Genomic DNA, 19,152 nt, shown 5'->3' with positions numbered 1-19,152 from the left:
GCAAATACTTGTGCCAAACAAAAAAGGGCGCGACCAAACCGCCGCGCCCCTTTTTCTTGCTTGAAATACCTCGGGGGTTCGAAGGGGGCAGCGCCCCCTCGTTCTGGGGTTCAATCGCGGGTTCAGTCACGCCCACGCTTTTCAAACCGCGGCAGCATGGCTGAAAAATCCATGCCCAGCCCGTCTTCGTCTTCGACAAAGGTGGTATAAAGCTCGGTTGCGCGCTGGCCCATCGGCGTGTCGGCATCTGCGGCCTCGGCCGCCTGCTGGCTGAGGCGCAGATCCTTCAACATCAGTTCGGCGGCGAACCCCGGCTTGTAATCATTGTCTGCGGGCGATTGCGGGCCCACACCGGGGGCCGGGCAATAGGCATTCATGGTCCAGCTATAGCCGCTAGAGGTGCTGACCACGTCGAACATCTTTTGCCGGTCCAGCCCCAATTTGTCCGCCAAAGCAAAGGCTTCGCAGGTGCCAACCATGGTGATACCCAGGATCATGTTGTTGCAGATCTTGGCCGCCTGACCCGCGCCGCTGTCGCCGCAATGCACGGCCTTTTGCCCCATGATGTCAAAAAGCGGCTCTGCCTTGGCAAAGGCGGCCTCGGACCCGCCCGCCATAAAGGTGAGTGTGCCGCCAGACGCCCCGCCAACACCGCCGGAGACCGGCGCATCCACCGCCAAAAGCCCCGCATCCACGGCCTGTTTGGCCACCGCGCGGGCGCTTTCCACATCGACGGTGGAACAATCGACAAACCCCGCGCCTTCGCGCATCGCCGGGATGATTTCATTGGCCACGGCGCGCAGGATCGCCCCGTTGGGCAGCATGGTCACCACCACGTCCGCGTCTTTTGCCGCCTCTGCGCCCGACGCCGCCTTGCTGACGCCTTCGATCTCGACCGGGGCCATGTCAAAGCCCACAACCTCGTGACCCGCCTTGGCCAGGTTTGCGGCCATCGGGCCGCCCATGTTGCCCAGTCCGATAAATCCGATTTTCATGGTGTTCTCCCTCAGAATGTCAGTTCGTTGGCCCCCAACGGGGCAAGCATGTCGTCTAAGGCCTCAGCCGGAATATCATCCAGCCCGTGTTTCCAGTTCGGGCTGCGATCCTTGTCAATCACCGCCGCGCGGATGCCCTCGATCAGGTCCGATTGTGTCAACGCGCGATAGACAAACCGGTATTCCAGCGCAAGCGACGCGCGCAGCGTGTCCGCCTCGGCCAGGCGGTGGATCATCTCGACCGTGCAGGCCATCGACAGGGGCGAGTTGCGCGACAGAAGCTCCAGCGTGTTGCGCGCAAACTGGCTGTCCTCGGCCCGAAGCGAGGCGAGGATGCCGGTCAGGCCCTGCGCACCGAAATGCGCGTCGATCATCGGTTGCATCGCCGACAGGTTGCCCGGGATCGCGGGGATCGCGGCATCATTGATATGGCTGGGGTCGCCCGTGCGCATCAGGTCGTCTTTCAGCGCGGGCCAATCCGCCTGGCGGATCACGTAATCGGCAAAGCCCGCGTGAATGGCATCGCCCGGGGCCATCCGCGCGCCGGTCATGCCGATATATTCGCCCAGATGGCCGGGCGCCTTGGCCAGGATCAGCGACCCGCCCACATCGGGCACCAGGCCAATGCCACATTCCGGCATCGCCATGCGCGAGGACCGCGCCATGATCCGGTGCGACCCGTGACAGCCAACCCCCACGCCGCCGCCCATGGTAAAGCCCTGCATGAAGCTGACAATCGGCTTGGGGTATTCAAACAGCCGCGCATTCATCCGGTATTCGTCACGCCAGAAGGTCTGCGCGCGGGTCGGGTCCCCCGATTTGCCGATCTCGTAAATCTCGCGAATGTCGCCGCCCGCGCAAAACGCCCGGTCGCCTTCCGCGTCGATGATGATCAGCTTGACCGCGTCATCATCCACCCAGTCGATCAGGGCGGCGTCAATCGCCAGGCACATGTCGTAAGACAGCGCGTTCAGGGCATCGGGCCGGGTCAGCGTGATCCGCCCGGCCTGGCCTTCTGTCCGAATGGAAATATCCGCCATCAACCGCGATCCCGTTCCGCCAGCAACTGGCGCGATACGATCAGGCGCATGATTTCATTGGTGCCTTCCAAAATCTGGTGCACCCGCAGATCGCGCACGATCTTTTCAATCCCGTAATCCGCCAGATAGCCATAGCCACCATGCAGCTGCAGACACCCATTGGCCACGTCAAAGGCCGCATCCGTGACCATCAGCTTGGCCATGGCGCAAAACTTCGACGCGTCATGCGCGCCATTATCGAGCTTCCACGCTGCCTGTCGCAGGAAGGTGCGCGCCGCCTGCAGGCGGGTTTCATATTCGGCCAGCCGGAATTGCAGGGCCTGAAACTGGTCGATCGTGCGGCCAAACGCCTTGCGCTCGCCCATATATTGCAAGGTCAGATCCAGCGCCTTCTGCGCCCCGCCCAGGGCACCGGCCGAGATGTTCAAACGCCCGCCATCCAGACCGGCCATCGCATAGGTAAACCCTTTGCCCTCTTCGCCCAACAGGTTGTCATGCGGCACGGCGCAATCGTCAAACTGCACCTGGCTGGTCGGTTGCGCCTTCCACCCCATCTTGCGCTCATTCGCGCCAAAGCTCAGACCCGGCGTGCCGTTTTCCACCACCACGGTGGAGATGCCCTTCGGCCCATCTTCGCCGGTCCGGCACATGGTCACGTAGACATCGGAATAATTGCCGCCCGAAATGAACGCCTTGTTGCCGTTCAGAACATAGCCATCAGCGGTCTTTTCCGCGCGCGTCTTCAGGGCGGCGGCGTCCGATCCCGACCCGGGTTCGGTCAGGCAGTAGGAAAACACTTTCTCCATCGAACAGAGATCCGGCAGCCATTTCTGCTTGTCTTCCTCTTTGCCAAACTTGTCGATCATGCCGCCGCACATATTGTGGATCGACAGAAACGACCCCACCGACGGGCAGGACATGGCCAGCGCTTCAAAGACCAGGGTGGCATCCAGACGCGACAGGCCCGACCCGCCGTATTCTTCCGACACGTAAACCCCGCCCAGACCCAGCTCTGCCAGGCCTTTCCAGATCTCGCGTGGGATCGTGCCATTGGCCTCCCATTCCTCGGCATGGGGCGCGATGTTTTCTTCGCCAAACCCCTTTGCCATATCGAAAATAAGGGTCTGTTCCTCGCTCAACGCAAAATCCATGGCGGTCTCCTCCCGTTCGCAAAACGCCTGTTGTCACAATTGCTACCGCGCAATCCTTACAGGAGTTTTTCAGCCCCCGCCAAGACCATGGAAAAATCATGCCCTGTCAGGGGGCTGACCAAGGCCGGCGGGCCGTGGCAGGTCTTATTTTCTGGTCACAAATATCCTCGCCGAAGGCAAGAAAATCGCCGAGCGAAGCCCCCCGCGTGGTGCCACGCGCATTGGAAGATGTTGCCGAGCGAAGCGAGGCCACCCCCAAGCCTGAGGGCCAACAGGTCCAAAAGGCGCGGGAGCATATCCCGTCGCTCAGCCCCGCCCCGGCGCGGGTCAAAGGTCTGCGTGATATTCGGCAATCAAATGGCGCACCACATCCTTCAACGCTTCATCCACCGGTTTCTCGGCCTCGATCGCATCCAGATACACCGCGCGCTGGCGGTCGGCGGCGATGCCCTCTTGCAAGATCGTGCGCGCCCGCTCGACCTCGTCCGAGGATCCCAGCGCCTCGGCATCCTCTTCGATCAGTGCCAGCATCTCCTCGACCAGCTGCGCAAGGGGCAAAATCTCGCCAGATCCGAAATCAATCAACCCGCCGGACACGCCATAGCGCTGCGCCCGCCAGCGGTTTTCCGACAGAAGGAAATTGTCATAGATGCGCCAGCGCTGATTTTTCTGCTTCAGCCGCCACAACATCCGCACCAAGGCCTGTGTCAGAGCCGCCAGCGCCAGCGTGTTTTCCAACCTGGGCTGCACGTCACAGATCCGCGACTCGATGGTTGGAAACCGTGACGAGGGGCGCAGATCCCACCAGATTTTCGAACTGTCCTCAATCACCCCGATCTCGACCAGCGCGTCGACCGAGCGTTCATATTCCGACCACCCGGACAGGCGCGGCGGAAGCCCGGTGCGGGGCAGGTTGTCAAAGACGGTTAGCCGGTAACTGGCCAGCCCGGTATCCTCGCCCTGCCAAAACGGAGACGAGGCCGAGAGCGCCAGAAGATGCGGCAGGAAATAGGTCAGTTGGTTCATCAGGTCGATGCGCGTGTCGCCGTCCTCGATCCCCACATGCACATGCATCCCGCAGATCAGCATCCGCCGCACCACGCCCGCCAGATCGCGCCGAAGCTCGTTATAGCGGTCCTTGTCCACATGGTGCTGGTCTTTCCAGCTGGCAAAGGGGTGGCAGGAGGCAGCAATCGGCGCAAGGTTATGGGCGGCGGCCTGTTTGGCCACCACACTGCGCAATCGTTTCAAATCCTCCCGCGCGGCGCCCACATCGGCACAAACTTTGGTGCCAATCTCGATCTGGCATTGCAGATATTCGGGGCTGACCTGACCTTCCAACTCTGACAGGCAGGCCTGCATCATCTCGTCCGGGGCGCGGGCCAGCTCGAAACTGTCGCGATCCACCAGAAGGTATTCTTCTTCCACGCCAATGGTAAATGCGGGTGCTTTGCGTGCCATATGCCCCTCTCCCTTGCCGGTTTCCAGATTATTGTCGCGGCTTTTCACAGCTTTGCAGGAATTCCGCGCCCCGTCCAGACGCCAGCCCAGAACCCGATTTCTGGGGGAATGCGGGGCAAAACCGGTGCCGCCCACGGGCTGATCAGCGAAAATGCGCCGGGGCGGGGCAAGGTGCTGTGTTTTGGTTTAAAAAAAGAACTATACTAATGTTTAGGTCTCTTTCGTTGTTTCCGGGGCCTTGACCGATCTTTGACAGTTTCATCATCTTCCGGGGGAAGTATGCCTCAATCCGCCAGCTATTATCCGGATTTGTGCCTTGTCCACCTTCGTGTCTGGGGGCCTGTGCGGCTCGCGTTCTTGGCGGCGCGCATGGCGGAATGGATGTATGAGTTCAACGTGCCAGAGGGGTATCATTGCCTGACCGATCTGCGCCAGTTGTCGGCGCTGGATCAGGCCAGGTCCGGGATGCAGGAACTGGTGACGATGCAGGCACGCGTGTATCAGGATGTTGCCGCGCCGGACCGCTCCGCAATTCTGGCAAACACCCCCATGGGCATCCTGGCCGCGCGCCTGTTCGAGCAGCATGCAGAAGGGGTTTTGCAGGAAAAACTGCGCGTTGTTCGCGACGAGAAAGCCGCGCTCAGGTTTCTAGGGTTTGCCGCTGGTGGCCTTGATGTGCTGTTGCAGGGGCACCCAAATGCCCGTCATTTGGAATGATGCGGGGGCAGAAGGCAAAACGGCCTGCCAAGGCGTTTGACGCGAAATAGGTGCGCAGAACGCGCGCCTGTTGCGCAAAGGCGGGGGGGCCGGTTCAACTCGCCAGGGCCTCTTGTTTCGGACCCCCCGCACCCCTTGGGGGATGGTCGTCCGTCAGGGCGCGTTTCAACCTCTCCAGACTGTGTTCGCGTCGGCCGATATGGGCGATGGCTTCGCTTTGGTCCCGGGTGACCAGGATGTCGGGGGACAGGCGATCTTGTGCCATCTGTTCGAACATGCGGCAGGTGCCAAAGGCCAGATCCCCCGGTGCCCAGAACGCAAGTCGCCGCGGTGCGCGTCGGGTGCGAAACAGGGATTCCTTGGCGCTGATCAGGGCGGAAATGCGGGCATAGCTGCCGTCGATATTGCCCGTTTCGGACAGATCAACCAGCGCGTCATAGTCCCGCGCCTGTAGCTGGGCGAGAACCTCTTGCGGGGCAAGGCGAAGGTCGGGAAGAGGGGGATGCAGTTTTGAAACGTCCAGATCACCTTTCAGCGTTAATAAAATGACGGAACTGGCGGGAAAGAACTCGCTTTGGGTCATTGTGGCGTCCTGCGCAATCACTACTCATGGTGGTGTGTAGCCTAAAGGTCAGGTGACGCCATTGTCGACTATAAACTTGAAATAAATGAAAAAAATGAAAGCCCGTGTTGGTTATATATTGGTCTGAAATTCGTATTTCATTTGCATACATCCAAAGGTTGAGTTCTGCGGGGACATGCGGTGGCGTGTGGGGGCAAGGGACTTTCCCACAAATGAAAACGCCCCGCAGCCAGGCCGCGGGGCGTTTGTGGTGTCTTCTCCGGATCCACGCATCGCAATGATGTGGATCCGGCGACGCTTCGTGTCGGGGTGTCCCTGAACTTAGCGCGAGAACTTAGCGCAAGTCGCGTTCATGCGCTGTCACGCGACCCACTCTCACGTCTTGATGTCGCATGTCCGAGCAGGGCAAAACCGTGCCCCACTTCTGCGCGACATGCCTTAGTCCATGGCCTTGAAGTTGAACTCGCCGCCTTCCTTGATGCCCGAGGGCCAGCGCGAGGTCACGGTTTTGGTGCGGGTGTAGAACTTGAACGCATCCGGACCGTGCTGGTTCAGATCGCCAAAGCCCGATTTTTTCCAGCCGCCAAAGGTGTGATAGGCCAGCGGCACCGGGATCGGAACGTTGATGCCGACCATGCCGATGTTGATCCGGTTGGCAAAGTCACGGGCGGTGTCGCCGTCGCGGGTGAAGATCGCGGTGCCGTTGCCGTATTCGTGGTCCATGGCATAGCCGATCGCTTCTTCATAATTCTCGGCGCGCACCATCGACAGAACCGGGCCGAAGATCTCGGTCTTGTAGATGTCCATGTCCTTGGTCACCCGGTCAAAGAGGTGCGGGCCAACAAAGAACCCGTCCTCATAGCCCTGCAGGCTGAAGTCGCGGTTGTCGACCACCAGATCGGCACCCTGATCGACCCCGGTCTGGATCAGGCGCAGGATGTTTTCCTTGGCCGCCCCGGTCACAACCGGGCCGTAGTCCACGTCGTCGCCAGCCGTGTAAGGGGCCACTTTCAGTTTCTCAATGCGCGGCACCAGCGCGTCGCGCAGCTTGTCGGCGGTTTCCTCGCCCACGGGAACGGCAACCGAGATCGCCATGCAGCGTTCGCCCGCCGCGCCAAAACCGGCACCGACCAACGCGTCGGCGGCCTGTTCCATATCGGCGTCCGGCATCACGATCATGTGGTTCTTGGCGCCCCCGAAACACTGCGCACGTTTTCCGTTGGCGGTGGCGCGCGAGTAGATGTAATGGGCAATCGGGGTCGAGCCGACAAAGGCCACGGCCTGAACGGTTTCATTGTCGAGGATCGCGTCGACGCTTTCCTTGTCGCCGTTCACCACCTGCAGCACACCATCGGGCAGACCGGCCTCTTTGCAAAGCGCGGCCAGCATCAGCGGCACCGAAGGGTCACGTTCCGACGGCTTCAGGATCATCGCGTTGCCCGCAGCCAGCGCCGGACCCATGCCCCACAGCGGGATCATGGCGGGGAAGTTGAAGGGGGTGATCGAGGCCACAACACCCAGCGGCTGACGCATCGAATACATGTCGATGCCGGGACCGGCGCTGTCGGTGAACTCGCCCTTCAGCATCTGCGGCGCACCAATGCAATACTCGATCACTTCCAGGCCACGCTGCACGTCGCCTTTGGCGTCCGGGATGGTCTTGCCGTGTTCCGCCGACAGGGCTTCGGCCAGCTTGTCCATATCGCGGTTGATCAGGCCCACCAGCGCCATCATCACGCGGGCGCGTTTCTGCGGGTTGGTGGCGCCCCAGGCTTTTTGCGCCTCGGCGGCCTTGGCGACAGCGTCGTCCAGTTCCGCCTTGGTGGCCAGGGCCACCTGCGCCTGCACTTCGCCGGTGGCGGGGTTATAGACGTCAGCCGCACGGCCCGAGGTGCCGTCGACCAGTTGACCATTGATCCAGTGACCAAGTTTTTTCATGATGGGTCTCCCAAAAGTTTGGGGGCAGAGTAGGCTTGCATTTCTGCCGAGAAAAGAGGGGATTTCTCAAAAGGGTTTTGCAAAAATGCAATATGACTGCTAGCAGGGGCGGGGCGCTTTCGTGTGCACTCAAGCGCGCTGTCGGTGGCTCATCTGCGATGAACCTGGGCCTCCGGCGGGGATATTTGGAGACCAAAGATGGTCGGGATCTGCGGGGGAGGGGGTTTTGATGGATTGGGATGATCTCAAGGTGTTCCTGGCGGTGGCGCGGGCGGAAAGCCTGTCGCGGGCGGGAAAGGCGTTGCGGCGGGATGCGGCGACGGTCGGGCGGCGGGTGGCGAAACTGGAAGGCGATCTGGGGCAGGTATTGTTCACCAAATCGCCTCAGGGCTATGCGCTGACCGAGGCGGGGTTGCGCCTGTTGTCCCATGCGGAGCGGGCCGAACAGGCGGTGTTGTCCGGGGCCGAAGAGGTGAAGGGCCAGTCCGGGCAATTGTCAGGGCAGGTGCGCATTGGCGCCACCGATGGCTGTGCGAGCTTTATCCTGCCGCAGGTTTGCGCGCAGATCCAGCGCCAGCATCCGGAGCTGGAATTGCAGATTGTCGCGCTGCCCCGGGTGATCAACCTGTCGAAACGCGAGGCGGATATGGCGATCACAGTGAGCCCGCCACAGGCCGGGCGGGTTACGGTGCAGCGGGTGACCGATTACCATCTGCATCTGGCGGCGAGCGAAGATTATCTGCGCGAGGCCCCGCCGCTGTTTCGGCTGGAGGATCTGCGCGATCATCCGATTGTGGGTTATATTCAGGATATGATTTTTTACCCGGAGCTGGATTTTCTGACCAAGCTGGGCATCGACAAGGTGCAATTGGCGTCGAACCTGGTGGCGGTGCAATTGGGCATGGTGCGCCAGGGCGGTGGTGTGGGCGTGACCCATGATTTCATCCTGCCATTTGCGCCCGAACTGAAACGTGTGCTGGTCAAGGAGCTGTCGATCACCCGATCCTTTTACCTTGTCCGCCACGAAGGGGATGCGCGCGTGGAGCGGTTTTCGCGAGTAGCCGAGGAGCTGGCGCAGGGGATCCGGGCCGAGGTTGCGCGGCTGGAAGCGGCGGTAGGATAGGGTTGAAAGTGAAAAAGGCTGTTAAGTACCCGGCGGGGTTGCGGAATGTGCTTGACATATTGTTGCGTGCGGGGTGACGCTGGGGACATAAAATTCAGCAGTTCAGCACTCCAGGAGGGACGCATGCTCGTCAGCCAAATTCTCAAAGACAAACCCATTCACGGCGTTGCCACGGTCAAACCGGGCGCATCGGTCACCGAGGCGGTGCAGATGCTGTCAGAGAAGAAAATCGGCGCGGTGATTGTGTCGGAAGACGGGGTGCGCCCGGCCGGGATCGTGTCGGAACGCGATATCGTCAGCGCATTGGGCGCGTCGGGAACCGGTTGTCTGACCGACAAGGTCGACACGATCATGACCTCGAAACTGATCAGCTGTTCGCCGGAAGATCGCGCGATCCAGGTGCTGCAAACCATGACCGAAGGCCGGTTTCGTCACATGCCGGTGATGGATGGCGACGAAATGGTTGGCCTGGTGTCGATCGGTGACGTGGTCAAGGCGCGGCTGGACGAGTTGGGTCAACAGGCCGAGGCGCTGACCAATATGATCATGGGCTACTGACCCCCAATCCGGTCAATCAGTGCCGTTACGTAGAACTACGTTGCGGCATCAAAACACTTGAAAACCCTCGCGCAATAGAGTTGCGTGCGCCCCATCAAGCGGTTTCAGTTCACCTGGATCGTTTATTCGCTGCCTTTCGCTTTGCTCAAACGCGAAAAACTCAGCATGTGTTTGAGGAAACTGGAGCCGCTTAGGAGGCACAAAAATGCGCGTTGGTCTTTATCCCGGAACCTTTGACCCGATCACCCTTGGGCACACCGATATCATCCGCCGTGCCTGTGCGCTGGTGGATCGGCTGGTGATTGGCGTGGCGATCAACACCGGCAAGGGGCCGATGTTTTCGCTGGAAGAACGCGTGGCGATGGTGGAAGAGGAATGCGCCAAGCTGACCCTTGAGACCGGGACCGAAATTGTCGCCCATCCGTTTGAAAACCTGTTGATCCATTGCGCCCATGATGTCGGCGCCCAGATCATCGTGCGCGGGTTGCGGGCGGTTACCGATTTTGAATATGAATATCAGATGGTTGGCATGAACCGCGCGATGGACAGCTCGGTCGAAACCGTGTTCCTGATGGCCGAGGCAAAATACCAGGCGATTGCGTCGAAACTGGTGAAAGAGATTGCCAAGCTGGACGGCGACGTATCGAAATTTGTCACCCCTGAGGTGAAGGCGAAGCTTCTGGCGAAGATTGGCTGAGGGCCGGACGGATTGATTGACCTCTTTGTTGTGTGAGTGAAAGGTTTGGGATGGCTAAAGTACCCGATCGGGGGAACTCGTCCAGCTTTGAAGCGCAATTGCGGACGCGACTTGCCGATTTGGATGTTGATCTGCCGGAAGATCTGTGGGCGCTGGTTTCATGGCTGGAAGAGCACGGGCAACATTTTTCCTATACCCGCACGCACGAACCGTTTCTTTCCACCAGTATGGTCAAAACGCATGACGCCTTGTGGTCGAGTATCGGTTTCGAGATGCCACAGGACTTCATCCGCCACTGGATTGGCAAGCCGGGTTTTGAACGCGAGATCATTCCCTTGGTGCGCTGCGGTGGGGACGGGAGTTATTTTGCCCTTTGGATGCAGGGCAATGACTCCGTTCGATATATCTTTCTTGGGTCCGAAGGCGAAGCATTTGTTGTTGCTGAAGATACGCGCAATTTCATCGCATTGCTTGCGATGGGATATTGTAGTGTCGAAGGCCGGTTTTCCTTGGAGCTTCAGCCGCATGTGGAATGGGATGCCATGTTCGACACGGATTGGCCCAAACCGGATCAACTGTCACAATGGGTGGAAGACAGGTTTGATTTGACGCTGCCAGCGAAAGGCTCGGATCTATTGCCGACTTATGCAAAGGGTGATCCCTTTGAGGCATTCCTTGAGAAGGCCTGTGACTTTTAGGAGTTGGGATAGGCCCCGTGGGGCCTTCCGTTCTTCCTGTCTGCAAGGTTCCCCCCTTACAAATATTTCCCCATCTGAACCGCCGTATCCAGCATCCGGCAGCTAAAGCCCCATTCATTGTCATACCAGGCCAGCACGCGCACCATATTGCCGTCCAGCACCTTGGTCTGATCCACGGCAAAGGTGGACGAGTGTGGGTCGTGGTTGAAATCGATCGAGACCAGCGGTTTGTCGGTCACGCCAAGAATGCCCTTGAGCGGCCCATTGGCGGCCTCCCAAATCGCGGCGTTGATCTCGTCAGCAGTGGTTGCGCGCGAGGCTTCAAAGGTCAGGTCCACGGCAGAGACATTTGGGGTCGGCACGCGGATCGCAACCCCATCCAGCTTGCCCGCCAGTTCCGGCAGCACCAGACCCACGGCACGGGCGGCGCCTGTGGTGGTGGGGATCATGCTCATCGCCGCGGCACGGGCGCGATAGGGATCGGAATGCAGGGTGTCCAGCGTCGGCTGATCACCGGTGTAGGAATGGATGGTGGTCATGAACCCTTTGGTGATGCCCACCGTATCGTTCAGCACCTTGGCCACCGGGGCCAGGCAGTTGGTGGTGCAGGACGCGTTTGACACGTGAATGTCCTCGCCGCTCAGCGTGTCATGGTTCACGCCGTACACGATCGTCTTGTCCGCCCCTTTCGAGGGGGCCGAGACCAGAACCCGGCTGGATCCATTGCCCAGATGCACCTTTGCCTTGTCGCCTTTGAAAATCCCGGTGCATTCCAGCACGATGTCCACATCCCCCCAGGGCAGGTCATCGGGATTGCGAATGGCAGTGGTGGCGATTTTGCCGCGGCCCGCGTCGATCCAGTCTTCGCCATGGGTGACCGAACTGTTCAGGCGGCCATGCACGCTGTCAAACTCCAACAGATGCGCGTTCATCTCCACCGGGCCAAGATCGTTGATCGCCACAACTTCGATATCATCCCGTCCCTGTTCAATCATCGCACGCAGCACAAGGCGGCCGATGCGCCCAAATCCGTTGATTGCCACTTTCACAGTCATATCGGGCTCCTTCCGAGCGTAAACGGGTAATGTTGGCGCTAACATGACTATTTTTGCGGAAAGGTCAAGGGAAACCCGTCATGGTGCTGCAACCGGTTGCAAAGGGTGGGCGAGGGGGGATGGTCAGAAAGGGGGGATCAGCGCCAAAAGGCAATCCATTCGGTCAATTCCATGAATTTCTTTGCCAGAAACAACAGGTTCACACCGTCAAACATCCAGACATCAAATCCAGCACCGGCAAGGATCACAATGCCGAGGAAAAGGGCGATCTGGTTGGTCAAGGGCGGCTCCTGTTTGTTGTGCCTACTATCGTCGGAGTGATGGAGCAGGGCAAGAGGGGACAGGATGTAATCCGAGACGATGGAAGCGGCGTTTCCAAATCACACCGCATCAAACCGAGATTTCGCCTGCTGACAAAATGCGATGTCTGAAATGCCCTGCAAATGCACTTCATCCCCGAAATATAGATACATGTTGAGATTGGCAAACATGACTACCTCATCGTCGGACAGGTCTTCTGGCTCTCGTCCGATGAGGCCAAGGAAATGCTCCATAACCTCATACGCAATCAATTCGCGAGGGCCGTAAGGGCCATATTCAGCCTCCTCAGGAAGCACTTCGCCACGCCCGACGGCGATCAGCCACCCAAGCGATTCCCGTTCAAATAGCTCTGGGTTCTTTTCGTCGAGAAACCCAAACCGTGTCCGAGGTCGCGGGGCTGTCACCTCTGAAAATAGGCGGTTCATCTCGGCTGATGTTGGTTCAGGCTTGTTGGGGAGCGTCGTGGTAGATGGGGCAACCGTCACCTTTTTTATCATGGTTGCTAGGTACAGCGCGCCAATGATTGCAGCGTAAAGAACCGCAAGAAATGGGAAGGCCGAAGAGAGAAGCAGGATGGCCAATACGTGAAAAGCCCAATTCATTTCGGAAAACGCCTTTGATAACCAATTGGTGAGTATTGAATATTCCACCTGGCTAAACGGAAAGATTGGCAAGAATGAGGCCGCTCCGGAAAGTCGTCAAAACCAGTTTCACAAAAGAAAACCCCCGACAAGCTGCGCCTGCCGGGGGTCTGAAATCTCATTTGATCAGGGGGTCGGCTCAGATCGACCCCATTTTCACGGCCAGATCAGCCATGCGGGTCGAGAAGCCCCATTCATTGTCGTACCAGCCCAGCACGCGCACCAGGCGGCTGCCGGTGACTTTGGTCTGGTCGGCGGCAAAGATCGCGCTTTCTTCCGAGTGGTTGAAGTCAACCGACACCAATTGCTCGTCGTTATAGCCCAACACGCCTTTCATGGCGCCCTCTGCGGCCTCTTTCATCACTGCGTTCACCTGGTCCACGGTCACGTCGCGTTCGGCCACAAAGGTCAGATCCACGGCGGACACGTTCGGGGTCGGCACGCGCACGGCAGAGCCATCTAGCTTGCCCTTCAGCGCAGGCAGCACTTCGCCCAACGCCTTGGCGGCCCCGGTTGAGGTCGGGATCATCGACATGGCGGCGGCGCGGGCGCGATACAGGTCCTTGTGGCGACGGTCCAGCGTCGGCTGGTCGCCGGTATAGGCATGGATTGTGGTCATGATGCCGCTATCGATGCCGAAGGCCTCGTTCAGCACCTTGGCCATCGGGGCCAGGCAGTTGGTGGTGCAGGATCCGTTGGAGATCATCACGTCGCCCGCTTCCAGCGTGTCGTCATTCACACCGTAAACGATGGTCTTTTGCACGTTCTTGGCAGGCGCCGAGATCAGAACCTTCGCAGCACCCTGTTCAATGTGCTTTTTCGCCTTCTCACCGTCGTTGAAATTGCCGGTGCATTCCAACACAACGTCAACACCCGACCAATCCAGCTCGTCCATATTATAGGTCGACATCATCTGCATCGGGCCCTGGCCCACATCCATGGTGCCGTCGCCCAGCACAACATCATTGGGGAAACGCCCATGCACGCTGTCATATTTGATCAGGTGGCGCGCGGTTTCCAGCGGCCCGGTGGCGTTCACCTTCACAACCTGAATATCCTCGCGCCCCGATGCGGCGATCTGGGCCAGGGTGCAGCGGCCGATCCGGCCAAATCCGTTGATACCGACTTTGACGGTCATGAGTTACCTCTTGGTCTTGCATGTTGCTCAATCAGGCCGCTCCCCGCGACCGGATGATCATTTGCGCCGGGTATAGACGGGGGCGCGAAGGGGGCCAATGCGCAATTCGCCATGGACGCCAGTTTGTTAGCGAAAACATCACATGTTAGCGCAAAATCTGCCGCTGATCCCGCCCGGCCTCTCGTTGCGAAATGGAACGTGGGCGCAAACATTCCGCTCTTGTGCGACATGCCTCCCCTTGCCCCCATCCACGCCACCCAATAGGATTCGCCGAAACGCGAGCAGATGAGTGGGACAGGTTCGATGAGTGGTTTGATTGCGCTTCTGGATGATGTGGCGGGCATTGCAAAGGTCGCCGCCGCCTCGGTGGATGATGTGGCCGCACAGGCCGCCAAGGCCGGGGTCAAGGCAGCGGGGGCGGTGATTGATGATGCCGCCGTGACGCCGAAATATGTGCAGGGCTTTGCACCCGCGCGGGAACTGCCGATCATTGGCCGCATCGCCTGGGGATCAATCAAGAACAAGCTGCTGATCCTGTTGCCCGCGGCCCTTCTTCTCTCCACCTTCGCGCCCTGGCTGGTCGCACCTTTGCTGATGCTGGGCGGGGCCTATCTGTGTTTCGAAGGGGCGGAAAAGGTCTGGCACGTGCTGTTCCCGCATGAACACACCTGGGATCACGCAGACCATGACGAAGGCGACCCGACCCATCTGGAAGAAACCAAGATCGCCGGTGCGATCAAGACCGATTTCATCCTCTCGGCCGAGATCATGACCATCATCCTCTCGGCGCTGCCCGACGGGTCGATCTATGCCAAGGCGGGTGGGCTGGCGATTGCCGGGATCGGCATCACGGTCGCGGTCTATGGCTCGGTGGCGCTGATCGTGAAAATGGACGATGTGGGGCTGTTCCTGGCCAAAAACGGCCGTCTGGACCTCACCCGCCGATTTGGGCTTGGGCTGGTGAAATTCATGCCCATCTTCATGAAATTGCTGACCATTATCGGCACCGCCGCGATGATCTGGGTCGGCGGATCCATCATCATCCACGGCGCGCATGAACTGGGCCTGCATGAGCCTTACAACACCATCCACCACATCGCCGAGGCCGCGGCGCATTCCGTCACCCAGGCGCAGGGTTTCGTGAAATGGGCCGTGACCGCGGCGCTTGACGGGGTGGTGGGGCTGATCCTCGGCATCCTGATCATCCCGCTGGCGACCCGCGTCATTGCGCCGATCTGGCAGGCCGTGTTCAAAGGCCGCGCCTAAGACCCACAGACCCCCGCATACAGATGTGGCTGGATCAATTGCTGACCCAGCCACCCCTGTCAGACTTGCGTCTTACCCGTCGGCAATGGGAGGAGGTATCGCGTCCGGGCTTTTTTGGTCCCATGCGGTAGGAGGAAGGGAGGCATGAGACCGTCTTGTAAATTCAGAATGCCGCAGCGCAGCGCAACTTCAAGGGAAAAATGCTGCATGGGCGAAATGACTCGCAACATATTACTATTATGCGAAAAATTCGACTCGACCGCCTGAGAATTAGCCAATCTGAGAACGGGTGGATCCCTTTGCCCAGATTTTGGGCAGCGTCGCGTCAGCGCGAATTTCTGCGTCGTTGCAACAAAACCACTCCGCTGGCCACGATCACCACCGACCCCAACAGGGTCATCATGTCTGGCCGCTCTCCAAACACCATGACGCCCAACACAAGCGCAAACAACAGCCGCGAATAGCGAAACGGTGTGACCACCGACACCTCTCCGGTCCGCATGGCGCGGGTCAATGCGCCATAGGCCAGCACCCCAACCCCGGCGGCCAGGGCAATGTAGGCAAGGCTTGTCGCTGTGGGCGCGGCCATGCCGCCAAAGGCCATCAGGACAAGCCCCGCCGCGGTCAAGACCGCGAACCCGGCGACCCCCAGCTGCGCCGACGACATCGCGGGTGGGCTGGCCCGTGTCGCCAGATCGCGGCCCGCAAAGCCCAACATGCCCAGCACTGCAAATACTGACAGCGGGTCAAACGCCTCCAGCCCGGGGCGCAGGATCATCAGAACACCGACAAACCCCGCGCAGATCGCCAGCCACCGGCGCAGCCCGACCCGTTCGCCAAACACGATGACCGCGCCCAGGGCGACGACCAGCGGCGTGGCTTGCAGGATCGCCGAGGCGCTTGAGAGGGGGGTGAGCGCAATCGCCAAAGCATAAAACAACCGCCCGCCGATCTCGAACAAAGACCGCCAGATCAGCACCGGAGAGGTCAGAGAGGGATGAAAAATCCGTTCCCCCTGCGCGCGGGCCATTATCGAAAAAACCACCCATCCGGCGGCGCCGAACATCGCCACCGCCTGTCCGATTGGAATGTCGCGGGCCGCGGCCTTCAGCGCCATATCTTCCAGCGCAAAAGCGCCCATGGCAAAGACCATGAACAACGCGCCGCGATGATTGTCTGAAAGGTGAGAGAGCATGGGACATCCGAAAGTCAAACTGGGATCAAATAAGGGCAGACTGGCGGATCCGGGCGGGCAGGGAAAGCGAAAAAGCCCGGATTTTCGCGAGTCAAAACTTTAAACTTTCGAACATTGGCGCTGCAAAACTTTAAAGTTTTAGGAGTCCTTCCTGCGAAAGTTTAAACTTTCCAATGAAAAACGCCCCGACCAATTGGCGGGGCGTTTTGTATTTCGGGCCAAAAATCTTCGAATATTTTTGATCGGAATTTTGCAAAATTCCGGTGTTCAGCCGAGCAGGGCCTTTGCCTTTTCGACCACGTTCTCGGTGGTGATGCCAAACTTCTCAAACAGCACATTCGCCGGGGCCGAGGCCCCAAAACCTTCCATGCCAACAAAGGCTTGCTTGGCTTCACGGCCACGCTCGCCCAGAAGCCAACGGTCCCAGCCGCCATCGCGCACGGCGGCCTCGATGCCCACACGAACGGGGCCTGCGGGCAGGACCTTGCGGCGATAGGCTTCGTCTTGTTCGGCAAAAAGCTCCATACAGGGCATGGACACCACGCGGGTGCCGATGCCTTGGGCTTCCAGTTCCGCGCGCGCTTCCATCGCCAGCGACACTTCGGATCCGGTGGCGATCAGGATCACCTGTCGCTTGCCTGCTTCCGCGTCTGCCAGCACGTAAGCCCCTTGCGCTGCAAGGTTTTTCTGCTTGTACTCGGTGCGCAGCGTGGGCAGGTTCTGGCGCGTCAGCACCATGGTGGTGGGGGTGGTTTTTGCGCTCAGCGCAACCTCCCACGCCTCTGCGGTTTCAGCGGTATCTGCGGGGCGGAACGTGTAGCTGTTGGGCGTTGCGCGGCAGATCGACAGGTGTTCGACCGGCTGGTGGGTCGGGCCATCTTCGCCCACACCAATACTGTCGTGGGTCATGACAAACACGGTCGGAATACCCATCAGCGAGGCCAGACGCATTGACGGGCGCGCATAGTCGGTGAAGCAGAAGAACGTGCCGCCATAGGGGCGGATGCCGCCATGCAGCGCCATGCCGTTCATCGCGGCGGCCATGCCGTGTTCACGGATGCCCCAATAGACGTAACGGCCCTTGCGGTTGTCGGTGTCAAACACGCCCAGATCGCCGGTCTTGGTGTTGTTTGACCCGGTCAGATCCGCCGAGCCCCCCACGGTTTCCGGCATCACCGGGTTGATCACGGCCAGCGCCATTTCCGATGACTTCCGGGTGGCAACCTTGGGCTGCTCTTCGGCGACCTGCTTTTTCAGCTGGCGCACAACGGCAGACAATTTCTTTGGAACATCAAGATCATAGGCGCGTTTGAACTCGGCCTGTTTGCGCTCGGAAATCTCGGTGAAGCGGGTTTCCCAGGCTTCGCGATCGGCCACGCCGCGCGCGCCGATGGCTTCCCAGGCGGCTTTCACATTGGCCGGTACTGCAAAGGGTTCCAGCGGGCAGCCATAGGCTTCTTTTGCGGCGATCAGCTGCTCCTGATCGGTCAGTGCGCCGTGACCTTTCGAGGTGTCCTGCGCGGCGTGACCCAGGGCGATATGGGTCTTGCAGGCGATCATCGAGGGCTTCTTGGTGGTCTTGGCTTTGGTGATGGCGGCGTCGATCTGCTCCGGATCATGGCCGTCGATTTCAATCACATGCCAGCCCGATGCCTTGAAGCGCTGCACCTGATCGGTGCGATCAGACAGCGACACTTTGCCGTCGATGGTGATGTCATTGTTGTCCCACAGGACAATCAGTTTGCCCAGCTCATGACGGCCGGCAATACCGATGGCTTCCTGGCTCACGCCTTCCATCAGGCAGCCGTCGCCCGCGATCACGTAAGTATAGTGGTCGACGATCTTTTTCCCGAACCGGGCGCGTTGGATTTCCTCGGCCATGGCAAAGCCCACGGCGTTGGAAATGCCCTGACCCAGCGGGCCGGTGGTGGTTTCCACGCCCGACACATGGCCAAATTCCGGGTGGCCCGCGGTGATGGCGCCCCACTGGCGGAAATTCTGGATCTGCTCCATCGTCACATCTTCATATCCGGTGAGGTGAAGCAGAGAATAGATCAGCATCGAACCGTGGCCCGCCGACAGGATGAACCGATCCCGGTCGGCCCAACGCGGTTGGCTTGCGTCGAATTTCAGGTGTTTTTCGAACAGAACCGTGGCCACGTCAGCCATGCCCATCGGCATGCCGGAGTGCCCCGAATTGGCGGCGGCCACAGCGTCAAGCGTCAGCGAGCGGATGGCAGCGGCCTTGTTCCAGTGGTCGGGATGGGAGTTGCGAAGGGTAGCGATGTCCAAGGCCCAGATCCTTTGGCTAAGTGAAGTCGCGTCGGGTTTAACAGCCATTTTGCGCGGGTCAAGCAAAGCTCGTGTTTTGGCGGATTGCGCGGGCGGCAATGGTAACGCAACCACGGTTTCGTGCGGGTTTTGGGACAAAACCGGGGGTTTCCATCACTTTGAACCAGAAACGCCGCCCTCATCGCTGCCAAACCACGCCGGATCAGGCGTTTTACAAATTCTCTGCATCAGGTAAAACGAGTTAGGCTTTAGGATGGATGAAACCCCGGCCCGGGACGATTCG

19 protein-coding genes are annotated in these 19,152 nt (G+C 59.7%); 7 read left to right on the top strand and 12 right to left on the bottom strand.

Features of this window, described 5'->3' with window-relative positions:
* Window positions 1–122 precede the first annotated feature (122 nt).
* The 4 genes from mmsB to ACP15V_RS12475 form a co-directional block, all read right to left on the bottom strand.
* Window positions 123–995, bottom strand: coding sequence for a 3-hydroxyisobutyrate dehydrogenase (mmsB, locus tag ACP15V_RS12490; protein WP_424944031.1), 873 nt, complete (start codon window positions 993–995; stop codon window positions 123–125).
* Window positions 996–1,006: 11 nt separating this feature from the next.
* Complete coding sequence (locus ACP15V_RS12485; protein ID WP_424944030.1) at window positions 1,007–2,035, bottom strand: 3-hydroxyisobutyryl-CoA hydrolase; 1,029 nt, start codon at window positions 2,033–2,035, stop codon at window positions 1,007–1,009.
* Window positions 2,035–3,186 (bottom strand): acyl-CoA dehydrogenase family protein, encoded by a 1,152-nt coding sequence (locus ACP15V_RS12480; protein ID WP_424944029.1) that lies wholly within the window; start codon window positions 3,184–3,186, stop codon window positions 2,035–2,037. Before ACP15V_RS12480 ends, ACP15V_RS12485 begins: the two co-directional genes overlap by 1 nt.
* Window positions 3,187–3,513: 327 nt before the next feature.
* Window positions 3,514–4,647, bottom strand: coding sequence for a carboxylate-amine ligase (locus ACP15V_RS12475; RefSeq protein ID WP_424944028.1), 1,134 nt, complete (start codon window positions 4,645–4,647; stop codon window positions 3,514–3,516).
* Between ACP15V_RS12475 and ACP15V_RS12470 the strand changes: the two genes are divergently transcribed.
* Both ACP15V_RS12470 and ACP15V_RS12465 read left to right on the top strand, forming a co-directional pair.
* Window positions 4,648–4,854, top strand: coding sequence for a hypothetical protein (locus tag ACP15V_RS12470; protein ID WP_424944027.1), 207 nt, complete (start codon window positions 4,648–4,650; stop codon window positions 4,852–4,854).
* A 72-nt stretch (window positions 4,855–4,926) separates the two neighbouring features.
* On the top strand, window positions 4,927–5,364 hold the full coding sequence (locus ACP15V_RS12465; RefSeq protein WP_424944026.1) for a hypothetical protein: 438 nt from the start codon (window positions 4,927–4,929) through the stop codon (window positions 5,362–5,364).
* Window positions 5,365–5,458: 94 nt separating this feature from the next.
* Here ACP15V_RS12465 and ACP15V_RS12460 read toward each other — a convergent pair whose 3' ends face one another.
* A complete protein-coding gene (locus tag ACP15V_RS12460) occupies window positions 5,459–5,947 on the bottom strand; it encodes a hypothetical protein (RefSeq protein WP_424944025.1) in 489 nt (162 codons plus the stop codon).
* A 438-nt stretch (window positions 5,948–6,385) separates the two neighbouring features.
* Entirely contained in the window at window positions 6,386–7,885 is a 1,500-nt protein-coding gene (locus ACP15V_RS12455) for a CoA-acylating methylmalonate-semialdehyde dehydrogenase (RefSeq protein ID WP_424944024.1), read from the bottom strand.
* A 229-nt stretch (window positions 7,886–8,114) separates the two neighbouring features.
* Between ACP15V_RS12455 and ACP15V_RS12450 the strand changes: the two genes are divergently transcribed.
* The 4 genes from ACP15V_RS12450 (at window position 8,115) to ACP15V_RS12435 (ending at window position 10,961) form a co-directional block, all read left to right on the top strand.
* Window positions 8,115–9,008 carry a LysR family transcriptional regulator gene (locus ACP15V_RS12450; RefSeq protein WP_424944023.1) on the top strand — a complete coding sequence of 298 codons (894 nt, stop codon included), beginning with the start codon at window positions 8,115–8,117 and terminating at the stop codon, window positions 9,006–9,008.
* 123 nt (window positions 9,009–9,131) lie between these two features.
* A complete protein-coding gene (locus ACP15V_RS12445; protein WP_424944022.1) occupies window positions 9,132–9,566 on the top strand; it encodes a CBS domain-containing protein in 435 nt (144 codons plus the stop codon).
* 205 nt (window positions 9,567–9,771) lie between these two features.
* On the top strand, window positions 9,772–10,263 hold the full coding sequence (gene coaD / locus ACP15V_RS12440; RefSeq protein ID WP_424944021.1) for a pantetheine-phosphate adenylyltransferase: 492 nt from the start codon (window positions 9,772–9,774) through the stop codon (window positions 10,261–10,263).
* A 32-nt stretch (window positions 10,264–10,295) separates the two neighbouring features.
* Window positions 10,296–10,961: a hypothetical protein gene (locus ACP15V_RS12435; RefSeq protein ID WP_424944020.1), complete on the top strand. Its 666-nt coding sequence runs from the start codon at window positions 10,296–10,298 to the stop codon at window positions 10,959–10,961.
* 56 nt (window positions 10,962–11,017) lie between these two features.
* Here the strand turns inward: ACP15V_RS12435 and gap (ACP15V_RS12430) are convergent, their stop codons facing one another.
* The 4 genes from gap (ACP15V_RS12430) to gap (ACP15V_RS12415) form a co-directional block, all read right to left on the bottom strand.
* On the bottom strand, window positions 11,018–12,016 hold the full coding sequence (gene gap, locus ACP15V_RS12430; protein WP_424944019.1) for a type I glyceraldehyde-3-phosphate dehydrogenase: 999 nt from the start codon (window positions 12,014–12,016) through the stop codon (window positions 11,018–11,020).
* A 137-nt stretch (window positions 12,017–12,153) separates the two neighbouring features.
* Window positions 12,154–12,297, bottom strand: coding sequence for a hypothetical protein (locus ACP15V_RS12425; RefSeq protein ID WP_424944018.1), 144 nt, complete (start codon window positions 12,295–12,297; stop codon window positions 12,154–12,156).
* Window positions 12,298–12,396: 99 nt separating this feature from the next.
* Window positions 12,397–13,011 carry a hypothetical protein gene (locus tag ACP15V_RS12420; protein ID WP_424944017.1) on the bottom strand — a complete coding sequence of 205 codons (615 nt, stop codon included), beginning with the start codon at window positions 13,009–13,011 and terminating at the stop codon, window positions 12,397–12,399.
* 106 nt (window positions 13,012–13,117) lie between these two features.
* Window positions 13,118–14,116 (bottom strand): type I glyceraldehyde-3-phosphate dehydrogenase, encoded by a 999-nt coding sequence (gene gap, locus ACP15V_RS12415; protein ID WP_424944016.1) that lies wholly within the window; start codon window positions 14,114–14,116, stop codon window positions 13,118–13,120.
* 303 nt (window positions 14,117–14,419) lie between these two features.
* Between gap (ACP15V_RS12415) and ACP15V_RS12410 the strand changes: the two genes are divergently transcribed.
* Entirely contained in the window at window positions 14,420–15,382 is a 963-nt protein-coding gene (locus ACP15V_RS12410; protein WP_424944015.1) for a DUF808 domain-containing protein, read from the top strand.
* A gap of 325 nt (window positions 15,383–15,707) precedes the next feature.
* Here ACP15V_RS12410 and ACP15V_RS12405 read toward each other — a convergent pair whose 3' ends face one another.
* Window positions 15,708–16,577 carry a DMT family transporter gene (locus ACP15V_RS12405; RefSeq protein ID WP_424944014.1) on the bottom strand — a complete coding sequence of 290 codons (870 nt, stop codon included), beginning with the start codon at window positions 16,575–16,577 and terminating at the stop codon, window positions 15,708–15,710.
* Window positions 16,578–16,844: 267 nt separating this feature from the next.
* Entirely contained in the window at window positions 16,845–18,869 is a 2,025-nt protein-coding gene (gene tkt / locus ACP15V_RS12400) for a transketolase (RefSeq protein WP_424944013.1), read from the bottom strand.
* Window positions 18,870–19,152: the final 283 nt, after the last annotated feature.

The organism is Aliiroseovarius crassostreae (genome assembly GCF_049803815.1).
In the GTDB taxonomy this organism is placed as follows: domain Bacteria; phylum Pseudomonadota; class Alphaproteobacteria; order Rhodobacterales; family Rhodobacteraceae; genus Aliiroseovarius; species Aliiroseovarius crassostreae_A.
The sequence above is the reverse complement of the archived record's forward strand: the minus strand, read 5'-3'. Positions and strand labels throughout refer to the sequence as shown.

Excerpts from the sequence above, each read along its gene's own strand:
- ACP15V_RS12475 (WP_424944028.1), bottom strand. The coding sequence starts at position 4,647 with ATGGCACGCAAAGCACCCGCATTTACCATTGGCGTGGAAGAAGAATAC.
- ACP15V_RS12480 (WP_424944029.1), bottom strand. The coding sequence starts at position 3,186 with ATGGATTTTGCGTTGAGCGAGGAACAGACCCTTATTTTCGATATGGCA.
- ACP15V_RS12460 (WP_424944025.1), bottom strand. The coding sequence starts at position 5,947 with ATGACCCAAAGCGAGTTCTTTCCCGCCAGTTCCGTCATTTTATTAACG.
- gap (WP_424944016.1), bottom strand. The coding sequence starts at position 14,116 with ATGACCGTCAAAGTCGGTATCAACGGATTTGGCCGGATCGGCCGCTGC.
- ACP15V_RS12410 (WP_424944015.1), top strand. The coding sequence starts at position 14,420 with ATGAGTGGTTTGATTGCGCTTCTGGATGATGTGGCGGGCATTGCAAAG.
- ACP15V_RS12485 (WP_424944030.1), bottom strand. The coding sequence starts at position 2,035 with ATGGCGGATATTTCCATTCGGACAGAAGGCCAGGCCGGGCGGATCACG.
- ACP15V_RS12470 (WP_424944027.1), top strand. The coding sequence starts at position 4,648 with ATGCCCCTCTCCCTTGCCGGTTTCCAGATTATTGTCGCGGCTTTTCAC.
- gap (WP_424944019.1), bottom strand. The coding sequence starts at position 12,016 with ATGACTGTGAAAGTGGCAATCAACGGATTTGGGCGCATCGGCCGCCTT.
- mmsB (WP_424944031.1), bottom strand. The coding sequence starts at position 995 with ATGAAAATCGGATTTATCGGACTGGGCAACATGGGCGGCCCGATGGCC.
- ACP15V_RS12450 (WP_424944023.1), top strand. The coding sequence starts at position 8,115 with ATGGATTGGGATGATCTCAAGGTGTTCCTGGCGGTGGCGCGGGCGGAA.
- ACP15V_RS12455 (WP_424944024.1), bottom strand. The coding sequence starts at position 7,885 with ATGAAAAAACTTGGTCACTGGATCAATGGTCAACTGGTCGACGGCACC.
- ACP15V_RS12405 (WP_424944014.1), bottom strand. The coding sequence starts at position 16,577 with ATGCTCTCTCACCTTTCAGACAATCATCGCGGCGCGTTGTTCATGGTC.
- coaD (WP_424944021.1), top strand. The coding sequence starts at position 9,772 with ATGCGCGTTGGTCTTTATCCCGGAACCTTTGACCCGATCACCCTTGGG.
- ACP15V_RS12465 (WP_424944026.1), top strand. The coding sequence starts at position 4,927 with ATGCCTCAATCCGCCAGCTATTATCCGGATTTGTGCCTTGTCCACCTT.
- ACP15V_RS12445 (WP_424944022.1), top strand. The coding sequence starts at position 9,132 with ATGCTCGTCAGCCAAATTCTCAAAGACAAACCCATTCACGGCGTTGCC.